The organism is Bacillus sp. SB49 (assembly GCF_000469135.2).
Lineage (GTDB): Bacteria > Bacillota > Bacilli > Bacillales > Halobacillaceae > Halobacillus.
In genome coordinates this window covers 1,781,116-1,795,351 of record NZ_CP048117.1, presented here as the reverse complement: position 1 = coordinate 1,795,351, position 14,236 = coordinate 1,781,116, and the positions used below count along the sequence as shown (strand labels likewise).

General features: G+C 46.6%; 12 protein-coding genes. All 12 read right to left on the bottom strand.

Annotated features, from left to right (window positions below; all coding sequences use genetic code 11):
- Positions 1–10 precede the first annotated feature (10 nt).
- Positions 11–2,134, bottom strand: a complete 2,124-nt coding sequence (pnp, locus tag M662_RS09440; protein WP_026577450.1) for a polyribonucleotide nucleotidyltransferase — start codon at positions 2,132–2,134, stop codon at positions 11–13.
- A 119-nt stretch (positions 2,135–2,253) separates the two neighbouring features.
- A complete protein-coding gene (gene rpsO, locus M662_RS09435; protein WP_008639627.1) occupies positions 2,254–2,523 on the bottom strand; it encodes a 30S ribosomal protein S15 in 270 nt (89 codons plus the stop codon).
- 128 nt (positions 2,524–2,651) lie between these two features.
- On the bottom strand, positions 2,652–3,590 hold the full coding sequence (ribF, locus tag M662_RS09430; RefSeq protein ID WP_026577451.1) for a riboflavin biosynthesis protein RibF: 939 nt from the start codon (positions 3,588–3,590) through the stop codon (positions 2,652–2,654).
- A 42-nt stretch (positions 3,591–3,632) separates the two neighbouring features.
- Positions 3,633–4,529, bottom strand: a complete 897-nt coding sequence (truB, locus tag M662_RS09425; RefSeq protein WP_008639625.1) for a tRNA pseudouridine(55) synthase TruB — start codon at positions 4,527–4,529, stop codon at positions 3,633–3,635.
- 71 nt (positions 4,530–4,600) lie between these two features.
- Positions 4,601–4,951 carry a 30S ribosome-binding factor RbfA gene (rbfA, locus tag M662_RS09420; RefSeq protein ID WP_008639624.1) on the bottom strand — a complete coding sequence of 117 codons (351 nt, stop codon included), beginning with the start codon at positions 4,949–4,951 and terminating at the stop codon, positions 4,601–4,603.
- A gap of 26 nt (positions 4,952–4,977) precedes the next feature.
- Positions 4,978–5,256 (bottom strand): DUF503 domain-containing protein, encoded by a 279-nt coding sequence (locus tag M662_RS09415; protein ID WP_008639623.1) that lies wholly within the window; start codon positions 5,254–5,256, stop codon positions 4,978–4,980.
- Positions 5,253–7,295, bottom strand: a complete 2,043-nt coding sequence (gene infB / locus M662_RS09410; protein WP_008639622.1) for a translation initiation factor IF-2 — start codon at positions 7,293–7,295, stop codon at positions 5,253–5,255. Before infB ends, M662_RS09415 begins: the two co-directional genes overlap by 4 nt.
- Positions 7,296–7,302: 7 nt before the next feature.
- Positions 7,303–7,617 carry a YlxQ family RNA-binding protein gene (locus tag M662_RS09405; RefSeq protein WP_026577452.1) on the bottom strand — a complete coding sequence of 105 codons (315 nt, stop codon included), beginning with the start codon at positions 7,615–7,617 and terminating at the stop codon, positions 7,303–7,305.
- Complete coding sequence (gene rnpM, locus M662_RS09400; protein WP_008639618.1) at positions 7,614–7,889, bottom strand: RNase P modulator RnpM; 276 nt, start codon at positions 7,887–7,889, stop codon at positions 7,614–7,616. Before rnpM ends, M662_RS09405 begins: the two co-directional genes overlap by 4 nt.
- A 14-nt stretch (positions 7,890–7,903) precedes the next feature.
- Entirely contained in the window at positions 7,904–9,013 is a 1,110-nt protein-coding gene (gene nusA, locus M662_RS09395) for a transcription termination factor NusA (RefSeq protein ID WP_008639616.1), read from the bottom strand.
- A 14-nt stretch (positions 9,014–9,027) separates the two neighbouring features.
- Positions 9,028–9,501, bottom strand: coding sequence for a ribosome maturation factor RimP (gene rimP, locus M662_RS09390; protein WP_026577453.1), 474 nt, complete (start codon positions 9,499–9,501; stop codon positions 9,028–9,030).
- A 353-nt stretch (positions 9,502–9,854) separates the two neighbouring features.
- Positions 9,855–14,147, bottom strand: coding sequence for a PolC-type DNA polymerase III (locus M662_RS09385; RefSeq protein ID WP_026577454.1), 4,293 nt, complete (start codon positions 14,145–14,147; stop codon positions 9,855–9,857).
- Positions 14,148–14,236 lie beyond the last annotated feature (89 nt).

Below are 14,236 nucleotides of genomic sequence, written 5' to 3'. Positions count from 1 at the left end.
CTTCTCACTATTATTTATTTACATTCGCTTCTTCATCTTTTTTCTCGTCGATCAAAACGGCTTTACGGGAAAGGTTGATTCGTTTCTGACTATCGATTTCCTTAACTTTGACACGGATGGTGTCTCCAAGAGATACGATATCTTCCACCTTACCAATTCTTTCTTCCGCCATTTCTGAAATATGGACAAGTCCTTCTTTACCTTTGAACAATTCAACGAAGGCTCCGAATTTCTCGATGCGCTTCACTTTACCGTCGTAGACTTCTCCGACTTCCACTTCACGGACGATATCTTCAATGATTTTACGTGCCGTTGCGTTCATTCCTGCATCGGTGGATGAGATGAATACCGTACCATCCTGCTCGATATCAATCTTCACTCCGGTATCATCAATGATTTGGTTAATCTGTTTCCCGCTTGGTCCTATAACGTCACGGATCTTATCAGGATTAATCTTCATCGTCATGATCTTCGGTGCGTGCTCAGAAAGTTCACCGCGAGTTTCCGGCATTGTTTGAAGCATATGGTTCAGGATCTCCATTCTGCCTTTTTTCGCCTGAGCGAGAGCTTCGTCAAGAATTTCTCTCGACAACCCTTCAATTTTAATATCCATTTGCAGGGCTGTCACACCTTTGGCTGTTCCGGCAACTTTGAAGTCCATATCGCCGAGCGCGTCTTCCATGCCCTGGATATCTGTCAAAATGGTATAGTCATCGCCTGATTTGACAAGGCCCATCGCGATACCTGCCACTGGTGCCTTAATTGGAACACCTGCATCCATCATAGCAAGCGTACTTGCACAAATACTTGCCTGAGACGTAGAACCGTTGGATTCAAGTACTTCAGATACGAGGCGGATGGTGTACGGGAAGTCTTTCTCGGAAGGGATAACCTTCTCCAACGCCCGCTCACCAAGTGCACCATGACCGATTTCCCGTCGTCCCGGGCCACGAATTGGTCCTGTTTCACCCACGGAGAATTTAGGGAAGTTGTAGTGGTGCATAAACCGTTTGGATTCTTCAAGGTCAAGCCCGTCCAGAATCTGTACATCACCAAGTGCCCCTAATGTCGCCACGCTCAGCGCCTGTGTCTGGCCGCGCGTGAACAATCCGGAACCGTGTGTCCGTGGGAGCAGTCCAACACGGGAAGTCAACGGACGGATTTCGTCCACCCCACGCCCGTCCGGACGGATTTTATCTTTTGTAATTAGACGGCGAACTTCTGTCTTCACCATATGTTCAAGGATCGATGCAACCTGTTTTAAGGTATCTTCATCGGCTTCCTGCTCTTCATAGATGGATAGAATTTCTGTCTTAGCCTGATCGATTGCTTCCTCACGGGCTTTCTTCTCTTCCGTCTTAATTGCTTGTATAATGGTATCCTTCGCCTGTTCTTCCACCTTGCTCTTAAGCTCGGCGTCTAAGTCAAACAACTGGACGTCCATTTTCTCACGGCCGACCGCTGCAATGATCTCTTCCTGGAATGCTACCAGACGTTTGATTTCCTCGTGTCCGAACATGATTGCTTCAAGCATATCTTCTTCTGCAACCTCATCCGCACCGGCTTCAACCATGTTGATCGCATCTTTCGTACCGGCAACCGTTAAATCGATATCACTTTTCTCCTGTTGTTCGATAGTCGGGTTGATGACGAATTCTCCTTCGACTCGACCGACGATCACTCCTGCAATCGGCCCGCCAAATGGAATATTGGAAATTCCAAGGGAAATCGAAGAACCGAGCATCGCTGCCATTTCAGAAGAACAGTCCTGATCGACACTCATTACAGAACTGATAACCTGTACATCATTACGGAAACCCTCTGGAAACAGCGGGCGGATTGGACGGTCAATCAAGCGGGATGCAAGGACTGCTTTGTCACTCGGACGTCCTTCCCGTTTAATGAAACCTCCAGGGATCTTACCAACAGCGTATAGACGCTCTTCGTAGTTCACAGTCAATGGGAAGAACGGAAGGTCCTTCGGCTCTTTGGATCCCGTCGCAGTAGACAGGACTGTCGTATCACCGTAATGGACGAGTGCCGCACCATTTGCCTGTTTTGCCAATTCACCGATTTCTACAGAAAATGTACGACCGGCGACATCTATGGAAAACACTTGTTTTTCTTCTGCCATAAAGAACTTAACTCCTCTCAATAACTCTCATTTTCAACTTAAGGGGCTATGAACAGTTTACACCCTTCTGTATGTAAACATACAGAAAAAGCGGGAATACTCCCGCTTTTTCCCATCCATTAACGACGCAAGCCAAGGCTCTTGATTAACTCACGGTAACGTGTAATGTCTTTATTACGTAGGTAGTTCAATAGGTTACGACGCTTACCTACCATTTTAAGCAATCCACGGCGAGAGTGGTGGTCCTGCTTGTGTGTACGCAGGTGATCGTTCAATGTCGTGATTTGCTCAGTAAGTACAGCGATTTGTACTTCTGGAGAACCAGTGTCATTGTCATGAGTTTTGTACTCATTGATTAGTTCTTGTTTACGTTGTTTTGTGATAGCCATTATAGCTACACCTCCTATAAATAGTTAAGAATTCCCTATCCCCGAGCGGACGTCGGAGCTACGTTCCGCCAAGCGAAGGTTCCATAGTAAAGACTACATTTTTTTCAGGTGAAATGCAAGGGAAACCGTCAATTCCTCTTAAAAAATGTACGAACCTCAGCTTCGTCCTGCTTCCGCTGGCCCGCAATCTCCTCCGTATCAGAAAAGTTACGCTCGCTGCGGATCCGCTGATGGAAGCACACCGCAAGACATTCACCGTACCAGTCTCCACGAAAATCAAAAGCATGCACTTCCAGACTTACATGCTGGGTATCATAAAACATCGGTTTCTGCTCTAAATTCGCCATACCCAACAGCTTCTTCCCTTTAAGACGGATCGAAACGGCGTACACTCCCGGTTTCGGAAGGTAAAAGCTCTCATCCACCTGTATGTCTGCGGTCGGATAACCACTGGTTCTGCTCCGTTTTTCACCGGAGACAACTTTCCCTGTGATATAGAAGGGTCTTCCGAGCAGCCGTTCTACTTCACTGACCTCCCCTGTATCCAACAGCTTCCGAATCCGCGTGGAGCTGACTTTCTCTTGATCCTTCTCCACTTTCTCAATGACTGTATGAGTCAACCGGCCCCTGGCATCGTCAGGAAGTGTACGCATAGATCCCACGCCTTTATATCCATAAGTAAAATCAAACCCGGCTACGACGTGTTTTACATGCAGTCCTACAAAATAGTGCTCAACAAAATCTTGTGGAGACAAAGAAGCGAGCCCCTTGTCGAAGCGGACGACGAATAGGTAGTCGATGCCCATTTCTTTAAGGATTGCTTTCTTCTCTCCAAGGGGTGTGATATACCTTGCCTTTTTTCCGCTGTTTTTCAATACGACCGACGGATGAGGATCAAATGTCATGACCGCTCGCTTCAAACCAAGTTCGTCTGCCTTCCTACCCGCGGCTTTTATAACCTTCTGATGACCCTTGTGAATACCGTCAAAAAAACCGACGGCCGTTACATTCGGCTCGATCTCCAAAGGATCTACAGGCGATGACTGCGATAAATGAAACGTTTCCATTAACTCACCTGCGCTTTACTGTAATTGTTGCTTCCTATTCTTTCAGAATACCCGGACAGGCTTGATCTTTCCAGGTTTCTCCGGATGTTTCTGATAAATGGCCAGCGCCGTATCCAAACGGGAGACTACAAAAACGTCTTCTGAGAAATTGTCCGGCTCCTCCAGTACTCTTCCGTTCGCAATCATTGCCTGCTCTGCTTCTGTCACTTCAAGAACAGGAAGATGGGTAAGGCCCCGTTGAAGCGGAAGCAGAAATTCACTGATTCTTCCTTCATCTGCTGCCTCTTGCAGCTGATCGAAGGTGTAGCAGTCCCCTTTCTCAATGCCTCCTGTCTTCGTACGTACCAGAGAAGACATATGAGCAGGAAATCCGAGTGCTTTCCCTATATCCACGCAGAGAGTCCGGATGTATGTACCTTTTGAGCATACAGCGCGGAAGGAGAACGAGAAAGTACCGTTCTGAACAGATTCATCTACCGACGTAAGCGCAATTTCCTTAATGGTCACATGACGCGTCGGCCGTTCGATAACTTTTCCTTCTCTTGCGTATTCGTAGAGCCGCCTGCCGTTTACTTTAACCGCCGAGTACATCGGAGGAGTCTGAGTAATTCTTCCTTCGAAAGACCGAAGTGTCTCTTTAATTTGTGTTTTATCCACCGGTTTGTCCACGCTGAGCGTTTCCACCTGATTCCCTCCGGCATCCTCTGTATCTGTCGAATACCCCAAGGTCACTACGGCTTCGTATACTTTGTCGGTGTCCGTCAGAAACGGAACAATTTTCGTCGCCTTTCCAACGCACAATGGCAGGACACCTTCGACATCCGGATCAAGCGTACCTGTGTGGCCGATTTTCTTCATTCTCAACATACCACGCGCTTTACTGACGCAGTCATGAGATGTAAACCCTTTAGGTTTCCATAATGGTAAGATTCCATCCATAGCTTCCACCTCCATCCTGAAATTAAAAAGAACAGATAAAATCCGTGCTTAAACAAGCACGGATTCCATTATCAGCTTTCCGTATCATCCAAATCACGGAGGAGTGTTTCAATACGATTCCCGCGTTCAATCGCTTCATCGAATTCAAACATGATCTCCGGCGTTTTACGGAGTCGAATTCTCTGACCAATTTCAGAACGGATGAAGCCTTTCGCTTTTGCTAAGCCAACAAGGGTATCATGCCGTTGTTTTTCGTCTCCCAATACGGAAATGTATACTTTTGCCTGTTGCAAATCACCCGTCACTTTGACTTCGGTGACGGTTACAAAGCCTACGCGCGGATCTTTGATTTTCTTAGAGATGATGTCACTCATCTCTTTTTTCATCTGCTCACCGACGCGGCTTGCTCGTAAATCGTTCATCTTTATTCACCTCTTCTACACAAACATCAAAGCCATTCCAGATTCGTCTCTGTACGTTCGATCTCTGGGAATGAATCAATGAAAGAGAGAGCCTGCTGCATCGTCTGTTCTGCGACCTTCTTACTGCTCGCAATCGTAACAAGACCGAGGCGGGTCCGCTGCCAGAGATCCTGGAACTCCAGTTCACTGACAGCGATGTTAAACTCATTATGAAGCCTCGTCTGAATCCTCTTCAATACGGCACGCTTCTCTTTCAAGGACTGCGCATCATAGATAAAAGCATCCACTTCTGCGCTTATAATCATGCGCGCTCAATTTCCTGCATTTCGTATGGTTCAATAATGTCTCCGACTTTAATGTCGTTGAAATTCTTGACCGTAATTCCACACTCATATCCTTGGGCTACTTCTTTTGCATCATCTTTAAAACGTTTCAATGCATCGATTTCACCTTCATAAATGACGACACCGTCACGGATGACGCGGATACCGGAATGGCGTGTAATCTTACCATCTGTGACATAAGAACCGGCGATTGTACCGATTTTAGACACTTTGAAGATTTCACGAACTTCCACCTGACCGATAATTTTTTCTTCGTACTCCGGATCAAGCATACCTTTCATCGCTGATTCAATTTCTTCCATCACTTTGTAAATGATATTGTGCAGACGGATTTCTACATCCTCGGACTCCGCTGCTTTTCTAGCATTCCCGTCTGGACGGACATTGAAACCAATAATGATGGCATTGGATGCGGATGCAAGTGTCACATCGGACTCTGTAATTGCACCTACACCTGTGTGAATGATCTTAACTTTGACGCCTTCCACTTCGATCTTCTCCAAGGAACCTGCAAGTGCTTCGACAGAACCTTGCACGTCCCCTTTGACGATCAAATTGATTTCTTTGACATCTCCCTGCTTGATCTGTTCAAACAAATCATCAAGGCTGACTTTAGCTGTAGCGGAACGATTTTCCTCCAGCTGTCTTTGTGCACGAGCTTCCCCTACGGAGCGGGCTTTCTTCTCATCGTCAAAAACCAGGAAGCGGTCGCCGGCCTGCGGTACGTTGTTCAAACCGGTAATTTCAACAGGTGTCGATGGACCAGCAACTTTAACTCGGCGGCCGATATCGTTGACCATGGCACGTACACGTCCCCACGTATTACCTACAACGATAGAGTCACTTACGTTAAGGGTACCGTTCTGTACAAGAAGGGTCGCAACCGGCCCACGGCCTTTGTCAAGTTCCGCTTCAATTACAGTACCATATGCCGGACGTTCAGGGTTTGCTTTTAATTCTTCCATCTCGGAAACAAGTACGATCATTTCCAGGAGATCATCGATTCCTTCACCTTTAACGGCAGACATCTTCACGAAGATCGTCTCTCCACCGAAATCTTCGGCGATGAGTTCATATTCCATCAATTCCTGCATCACGCGCTCAGGATTAGCACCTTCTTTGTCCATCTTGTTCACAGCTACGATGATTGGTACTTCCGCCGCTTTCGCATGGCTGATTGCTTCTTTTGTTTGAGGCATAACTCCATCATCAGCTGCTACGACGAGAATCGCAATGTCAGTTACCTGTGCACCGCGGGAACGCATACTTGTAAACGCAGCGTGACCAGGGGTATCAAGGAACGTAATTTTCTTATCGTTTTCTTCAATTTGGTAAGCACCAATGTGCTGCGTGATTCCTCCGGCTTCGCCTTCGGTTACCTTCGTATTACGAATCTGATCCAGAAGCGTCGTTTTACCGTGGTCAACGTGACCCATGATCGTTACAACCGCCGGGCGCTCTTTCAAGTCTTCCGGTGCATCGTCAAACGTCATGTTCTCGATATCTGTTTCATCAACGATGATTTCTTCTTCCACTTCGACATCAAATTCTGTACAGATAAGCTCAATTGTATCCGCGTCCAATTCCTGGTTTTTCGTAGCCATGACGCCAAGGAACATAAGTTTTTTGATGATTTCAGAAGAATCTTTGTTCAGTTTATCAGCAAGTTCCCCTACAGTCAGGCTGCCTGCGAACGTAATCTTCTCAGGCATCTGTTTCTTAGGCTTCCTCTGCTGCTGTGGCGCCGGCTTTTGACCTTTGTTACGCTGGTTTTTGTTGTTATTATTCGGCTTCTTGCTGTTGTTCTTCGGAGCGTTTCCTTTAGAGCTGTTAGCTTTCTGCCCTTTGCCGAAAGCCTTATCCAGCTTTTCTGCAGCTCCATCTTCTAATGTGGACATATGGTTGTTCACTTCTATATTTAGATTCTGCAGTTTCTCAATTACCTGCTTGCTTGATAGTTCATTTTTCTTTGCATATTCGTATACGCGAATTTTACTCATAAATCTTTCACCCCCGAATGGATTCATCGAGCAGCGATTGCAATTTCTCAGCGAATCCTTTCTCTAGAACTGCGATCGCGACTCTCCCTGTCTTTCCGATGGCCTGGGACAATGTTTGGCGATCGTCCACGGTATAACAAGGTATTTCATAAAAGCTGCACTTGTCTGTGAGCTTCTTTTTCGTTTGCGGGCCGATGTCTTCTGCAATGAGAACCAGTTTCGCCCGTCTTTTCTGGATATCACGGACGATGGATTCCTCGCCAAGCGTACATTTACCGGCTCTCATGGCCATGCCGAGCAAGTTCAAATATGGCTTTTTCATGCTCGTTCTGCCTGCACTATATCTTTAAGTTGTTGATAAATGCCGGCATCGACATCTGCTTTCAGATGGCGGTTGAGCACCTGGCCCTTTTCCGCCTTTGCTATGACGTCGAGATCTTTCGTTAAATAGGCGCCTCGGCCGTTCTTCTTACCGGTATCATCAACAAAAATTTCTCCCTCTTTATTGCGGACAATCCGGATCAACTGTTGTTTCGGCACCATTTCCTGTGTCACGACGCACTTTCTCATGGGTTGTTTCTTGGAATGGGTCATCGTACCACCCCTCCTTATTCTTCAAACAAATCTTCGTCAAGGTCAGATGCGTCTTCACCTTCAGAGGAAGCTTTAGTCAGGATTCCCTGTTCAAGCGCTTCACTCTCACTCTTAATATCAATTTTCCATCCTGTCAACTTGGCTGCCAGGCGTGCGTTCTGCCCGCGCTTACCGATTGCCAGGGAAAGTTGATAATCCGGAACGATAACGGTCGTTGCTTTATCCTCTTCATTTACGAGGACTTCGATAACCTTAGATGGACTAAGAGCGTTGGATACGTATTCTACAGGATCTTCGGACCACTGCACGATGTCGATCTTTTCACCCTTCAGCTCATTGACGATTGCCTGTACACGCTGTCCACGCTGACCGACACAAGAACCGACCGGATCGATTTCCTGATCTTCTGCATAAACAGAGATCTTCGAGCGGTCACCTGCTTCACGCGCTACGGATTTAACTTCGACCGTACCATCATAGATTTCCGGCACTTCCATTTCGAACAGGCGCTTAAGCAGTCCTGGGTGTGTTCTTGACACATAAATATGAGGACCCTTGTTGCTGTTCTCTACTTTCGTGACGAACACCTTGAGGCGGTCATGCACTTCGTAAGTTTCGGTAGGCATCTGCTCTCCCTCAGGGAGACGGGCTTCGATCTTGCCTAAGTTGACATAAACGAAACGCGGGTCTTTACGCTGAATGATACCTGTCATGACATCTTCTTCGCGATCGACGTACTCTCCGTAAATAATACCGCGTTCTGCTTCCCGTACGCGCTGTGTTACCACCTGCTTCGCAGCCTGTGCTGCGATTCGACCGAAATCCATGGGCGTTACTTCAAGCTCTATGACATCTTCCAGCTCATAGTTAGGATCGATGCCTTTTGCTTCTTCCAAGGAAATCTCCTGTTGTGGATCCATAACCTCTTCCACAATTTCTTTACGAGCAAGCACCTTCATGGCACTTTCCTGCTCATTAATATCCACACGTACGTTCGTTGCAGAATTGAAATTTTTCTTATATGCAGAGATCAAAGCTGCTTCCAAAGCTTCAAGCAACAGGTTTTTGTCGATGCCTTTTTCCTTCTCTAGATAATCCATGGCATCAAATAGTTCACTACTCAACGGTTTTCTCCCCCTTAATTAAACGTGACAGCCAGATTTGCTTTTGCAATTTTAGCAAATGGTACGTCCAACTGTTTCTTTCTCGTCTTGATGGTGATTTCGACGGAAGCGACCCCATCCTCAAAGGCTCTAAGTGTCCCTTCAAATTCTTTCTCTCCATCAATCGGTTCGTATAGTTTCATATAGACATATTCCCCGACGTACTTCTTAAAGTCGGCTTCCGTTTTCAACGGTCGCTCTGCACCTGGTGATGCGACTTCTAGAAAGTAAGGAATTTCAATTGGATCTTCTTCGTCCAATTTCTCACTCAGCTGTTCAGATACTTGTCCGCATTCTTCTATGTCGATGCCGCCTTCTTTATCAATGAAGACTCGCAGATACCAGTTCTGTCCTTCTTTCTTGTATTCCACGTCGACAAGCTCCAAATTCATTTCATCCAATATAGGCTGAACGAGACGTTCAGTGACGGATGTGACATGATTACTCATGTTCTTCCCTCCTTCAATTGCAATGCTTTGCTTCTATTAGTATTGCATGGATTTGCAGATTTCATAGCCGTTTATCTAAGTTGACTAAAAAGCATTACGCAGGTTCAGGCATATACGTAAAATGTCACGAGAAACCGCTATGACATAAATCATAGCGGTTCGTCTCGTGGGCATCCAAGCCCCTGATGCATCGAAGTTTAACCACAAGCAAGAGCCTGGAATATGACGAAAGAGTGGGTTTCCCCACTCTTCCGCCGTTCGTATCGCTCTTCTCACCATTAGAAATATATCATACATGCTTCATTTATGCAACACATGAAGAAAATGACACGGGCTCTCACAAAGTAGGAAGATTAGAATAGAGAAAGCTGGTTTTCTTCCGGCATCCCTTCCAAACAGCCAAAGTTATCCAAGTATTCGAGAACGGTCTTAGAGATACGGCTGCGTTCCCTTAAATCCTGTTTGGATAAGAATTCGCCTTCTTTCCTTGCATTTACAATATTGATCGCGGCATTCGTTCCAAGTCCGTCCACAGCGTTGAATGGCGGGATCAGATAATCTCCTTCTACTAGAAAGTCTGTAGCGCTCGATTGGTAAAGGTCCACATTCTTAAACCCATACCCACGTTCCGCCATCTCAAGGGAAAGCTCAAGAACAGTCAATAAGCTCTTCTCCTTCGGCGTTGCGTCAAGGCCCTTCCCTTGTATCTCCTGGATTCTCGAGCGGATAGCGTCCGCTCCTTTCATCATCGTTTCCAATTCGAAGTCGCTTGCTCTAACTGTAAAGTAAGCAGCATAGAAGTAAATGGGATAATGAACCTTGAAGTAAGCGATTCGGACCGCCATCAGGACATAAGCTGCTGCGTGGGCTTTAGGGAACATGTATTTGATCTTTTTACAGGAGTCGATATACCAGTCCGGCACCCCGTGTTTCTTCATCTCTTCGATCCACTCATCCTGAAGCCCCCGTCCTTTACGGACAAACTCCATGATTTTAAAAGCAAGAGATGGATCGAGACCCTTGTGCATCAAATAAACCATGATATCGTCCCGGCACCCGATAACTTCCGGCAATGTACAAATACCGTCATTAATCAACTGTTCCGCATTTCCAAGCCATACATCCGTCCCGTGGGACAGACCTGATATAATAACTAGCTCGGCAAACGTCTTCGGTTTCGTATCTTCAAGCATCTGCCGGACGAAGCGTGTACCAAATTCCGGTACTCCCAGCGTCCCTGTCTTACACATGATCTGTTCTGCTGTTACACCAAGTGCTTCCGGTCCGCTGAAAATCTTCATCACTTCCGGATCGTCGACAGGTATTTCCTTCTGATTGATTCCACTTAAGTCCTGAAGCATGCGGATAACCGTCGGATCATCGTGCCCGAGAATATCAAGCTTCAGCAAGTTGTCGTGGATGGAGTGGAAGTCAAAGTGGGTCGTTCTCCACTCGGATTTCGTATCATCCGCCGGATACTGGATCGGAGAGAAATCATAAATTTCCATATCATCCGGAACAACGATGATCCCGCCGGGGTGCTGCCCGCTTGTCCTTTTGACACCTGTACAACCCTGGACGAGCCTGTCTATCTCTGCATTTTTATATTGAAGCTGATGGTCTCCAGCATAGCCTTTCACGTACCCATAGGCCGTCTTCTCCGCAATCGTACCGATCGTACCCGCCCGGTACACACTATCCTCGCCAAACAACTCTTTCGTGTAGTTGTGGGCATGGGGCTGATATTCCCCGGAGAAGTTCAAGTCAATATCCGGAACCTTGTCCCCTTTGAAACCAAGGAACGTTTCAAAGGGGATGTCCTGACCGTCTTTTTTAAGGGATGTACCACATTCCGGGCACTCTTTCTCCGGAAGATCGAATCCACTCCCCACAGAACCATCTGTGAAGAATTCATTGTATTGACAGGATGGACAAACATAGTGAGGCGGGAGTGGGTTCACCTCTGTAATATCGGTCATCGTAGCAACAAAGGAAGAACCGACGGAACCACGAGATCCCACTAGATAACCGTCCTCAAGCGATTTCGTTACAAGCTTCTGGGAAATCAAATAAATGACCGCAAAACCGTTACCGATAATACTGTCGAGTTCTTTTTCCAGACGCTTAACAATCAGGTCCGGTATCTGTTCGCCGTAAATGCTGCGGGCTTTATTATAAGACATCTCCCTGATTTCCTGCTCCGCCCCTTCGATATTCGGGGTGTACAGGTCATCTTTTACGGGTTTCACATCTTCGATCAACCCGGATACTTTATGGGTGTTGTCGACGACCAGTTCCTTCGCTTTATCCTTACCTAGAAACGACAATTCTTCTATCATCTCGTTGGTTGTCTTGAAATGGACTTCAGGAAGAGTTTGGCGGTTCAAAGGATTTCCGTTCTGGGAGGAGACGAGAATCTGCCGGTACTGCTTTTCATGCGGCTCCAGGTAGTGGGTATTCCCTGTAGCGACGACCGTTTTTCCAAGTCTTTCTCCCATAGCGACGAGACGCTTAAGAATATCCAGCACCTGCGCTTCTGTCTGAACGAGATCTTTCTCAATCAGGTGATTGTAGTTTCCTGGAGGCTGGATTTCAATGTAGTCGTAGAATTCGGCAACCTTCTCTGCCTCTTCCTCCGACTTCTGCATGATCGTTTCAAACACCTCCCCTTTATCACAGCCGGAGCCGATCAAAATCCCCTCTCTATATTTAGACAATAGAGAACGGGGGATGCGCGGTACACGGTAAAAATAGTTAACATGTGCTTCTGATACGAGCCTGTAAATATTCTTAAGACCAGTACTGTTTTGAGCTAGAAGCGTACAATGAAAAGGCCGGGAACGTTGATAAGCTTTCCCTTCCCCCATATAATCGTTTAAGTTCTTATGGTTGGTAATTCCTCTTTCAAACGCACGTTTTAACAATTTCCACAAAAGATAACCGGTCGCTTCGGCATCATAAATCGCACGGTGGTGCTGAGTAAGTTCAATATCAAATTTCTTACACAACGTATTTAAACGGTGGTTCTTAAGTTCTGGAACAAGAAAACGGGCAAGTTCAAGCGTATCGATAACCGGGTTCTTTGCTTTTCCATAATCAATACGCTTGAACCCTGCATTTAGGAATCCCATATCGAAACTTGCGTTGTGGGCGACGAGAATATCGTCTGCCATCCACTCATGGAAATCCTTCAGGACGTCCCCGATCTCCGGCGCATCCTTTACCATATCGTCCGTAATACCAGTTAAATCGATTGTCGTTTGAGACAGCGGGTGATGAGGGTTTGCAAAGGACTCAAAGCGATCGATGATCTCTCCGCCCTTCACTTTCACTCCTGCAAGCTCAATAATCTGATCATATACGGCAGACAGTCCGGTAGTCTCTACGTCAAAAACGACATAGACATCGTCTTCGAGCACCCTGTCCTGGGCTTCATAAGCAATGGGCACCCCGTCATCAACGAGATTCGCCTCCACACCGTAAAGGATTTTTATGCCGTTCTTCTGGCCGGCTGCGTAGGCATCCGGGTAGGCTTGGACGACGGCGTGATCCGTAATGGCTACCGCCTCATGCCCCCAATCTGCCGCCTGTTTGACGAGACGGGAAGGAGCAACAGGAGCGTCCATCGCACTCATCGTCGTGTGCGCATGCAATTCAATCCGTTTCTCCCCTTCTGGTGCTTCGTCTCTGCGGAGATTTGGTTTCACTTCATTGATGTCATTAGCCATCATCGTCAATTCATTCGTGAAATTATCGGTCTGGATACTTCCCCGGGCCTTTACCCACATGCCTTTTTCCACATGCTTGAACATTTCTGCATGATCATCGCCGCGGGAGAACATCTTAATGGAGAAGGAATCACTGTAGTCCGTAACTTTCAATAGAAGCAGGTGTCGACCTGAGCGAAGTTCCTTTACTTCTACATCAAACACGTACCCCTGTACAGCAAGCTTTCTCTCTTCTTCCAGAATGTCCGACATCATCACAATATCATCCTGAATCTTATACCCGATTTCAAGCGGCCCTTTCGGTTTTGTATCATCCTTCTCTTTTGCGCGTTCTTCCTGTTCTTTAACCGCTTGCTGCACAAGAATTTTGTCTTCTTTCTGCCGCTCTTCCTGGAACTTCTTGATTTGTTCCTTCTCCTCTTTCACACGTGTCGACAGCATATATGGCGGAAGCCCTGTGACGGAACAGAACTGCTTCAGCGGTTCTTCGAGATTCTTTTGGACCGCGTGGCTTTCTGCAAGATTTCTACAAGTTAACATAATCTTATTTCCGTTAACCTCAGGCTGTTGTTCCATAAGTAAGTCTTTGTAACCAGGCGTCAAATTCTTCAGAGTACGGATGAACGCCTGCCAATATTCCAAAACGTCTGATGGTGTCAATTCTTTTTCTGTCGTTTCCATCGTCCAGGAAACCTCTGCAATGGCGCGGAACGCGCTCGTAAGTTTGGACGTAAACAATTCATAGACAGACGGCGGCAGCGGTTTAGGCAGTTTAAAATGAAAGTGCCATACTTTCCTTTCCCGATAAACGACCACTTTTTCGAGACGGCTGTCTTTGAAATGAGACTCAATCAAATCATGAGGAAATTGGATCTGTTCCAGCAGATAGTGCATTTTCTCCTGATTGGATACGCTCATAAGGGTTCCTCCTCTTCCACAGAACACAGGTCATCATGGAAATACCCTTGCTAAAGTTTCTCGCAGCAAGGGTATGTGTTCTCCATTCG

What these genes read in the sequence shown, in the direction of transcription:
- M662_RS09385 (WP_026577454.1), bottom strand. Translation starts at nt 14,147, where the DNA reads ATGAGCGTATCCAATCAGGAGAAAATGCACTATCTGCTGGAACAGATC.
- rimP (WP_026577453.1), bottom strand. Translation starts at nt 9,501, where the DNA reads ATGAGTAATCATGTCACATCCGTCACTGAACGTCTCGTTCAGCCTATA.
- M662_RS09415 (WP_008639623.1), bottom strand. Translation starts at nt 5,256, where the DNA reads ATGATTATAAGCGCAGAAGTGGATGCTTTTATCTATGATGCGCAGTCC.
- pnp (WP_026577450.1), bottom strand. Translation starts at nt 2,134, where the DNA reads ATGGCAGAAGAAAAACAAGTGTTTTCCATAGATGTCGCCGGTCGTACA.
- truB (WP_008639625.1), bottom strand. Translation starts at nt 4,529, where the DNA reads ATGGATGGAATCTTACCATTATGGAAACCTAAAGGGTTTACATCTCAT.
- rpsO (WP_008639627.1), bottom strand. Translation starts at nt 2,523, where the DNA reads ATGGCTATCACAAAACAACGTAAACAAGAACTAATCAATGAGTACAAA.
- rbfA (WP_008639624.1), bottom strand. Translation starts at nt 4,951, where the DNA reads ATGAACGATTTACGAGCAAGCCGCGTCGGTGAGCAGATGAAAAAAGAG.
- rnpM (WP_008639618.1), bottom strand. Translation starts at nt 7,889, where the DNA reads ATGACCCATTCCAAGAAACAACCCATGAGAAAGTGCGTCGTGACACAG.
- M662_RS09405 (WP_026577452.1), bottom strand. Translation starts at nt 7,617, where the DNA reads ATGAAAAAGCCATATTTGAACTTGCTCGGCATGGCCATGAGAGCCGGT.
- infB (WP_008639622.1), bottom strand. Translation starts at nt 7,295, where the DNA reads ATGAGTAAAATTCGCGTATACGAATATGCAAAGAAAAATGAACTATCA.
- ribF (WP_026577451.1), bottom strand. Translation starts at nt 3,590, where the DNA reads ATGGAAACGTTTCATTTATCGCAGTCATCGCCTGTAGATCCTTTGGAG.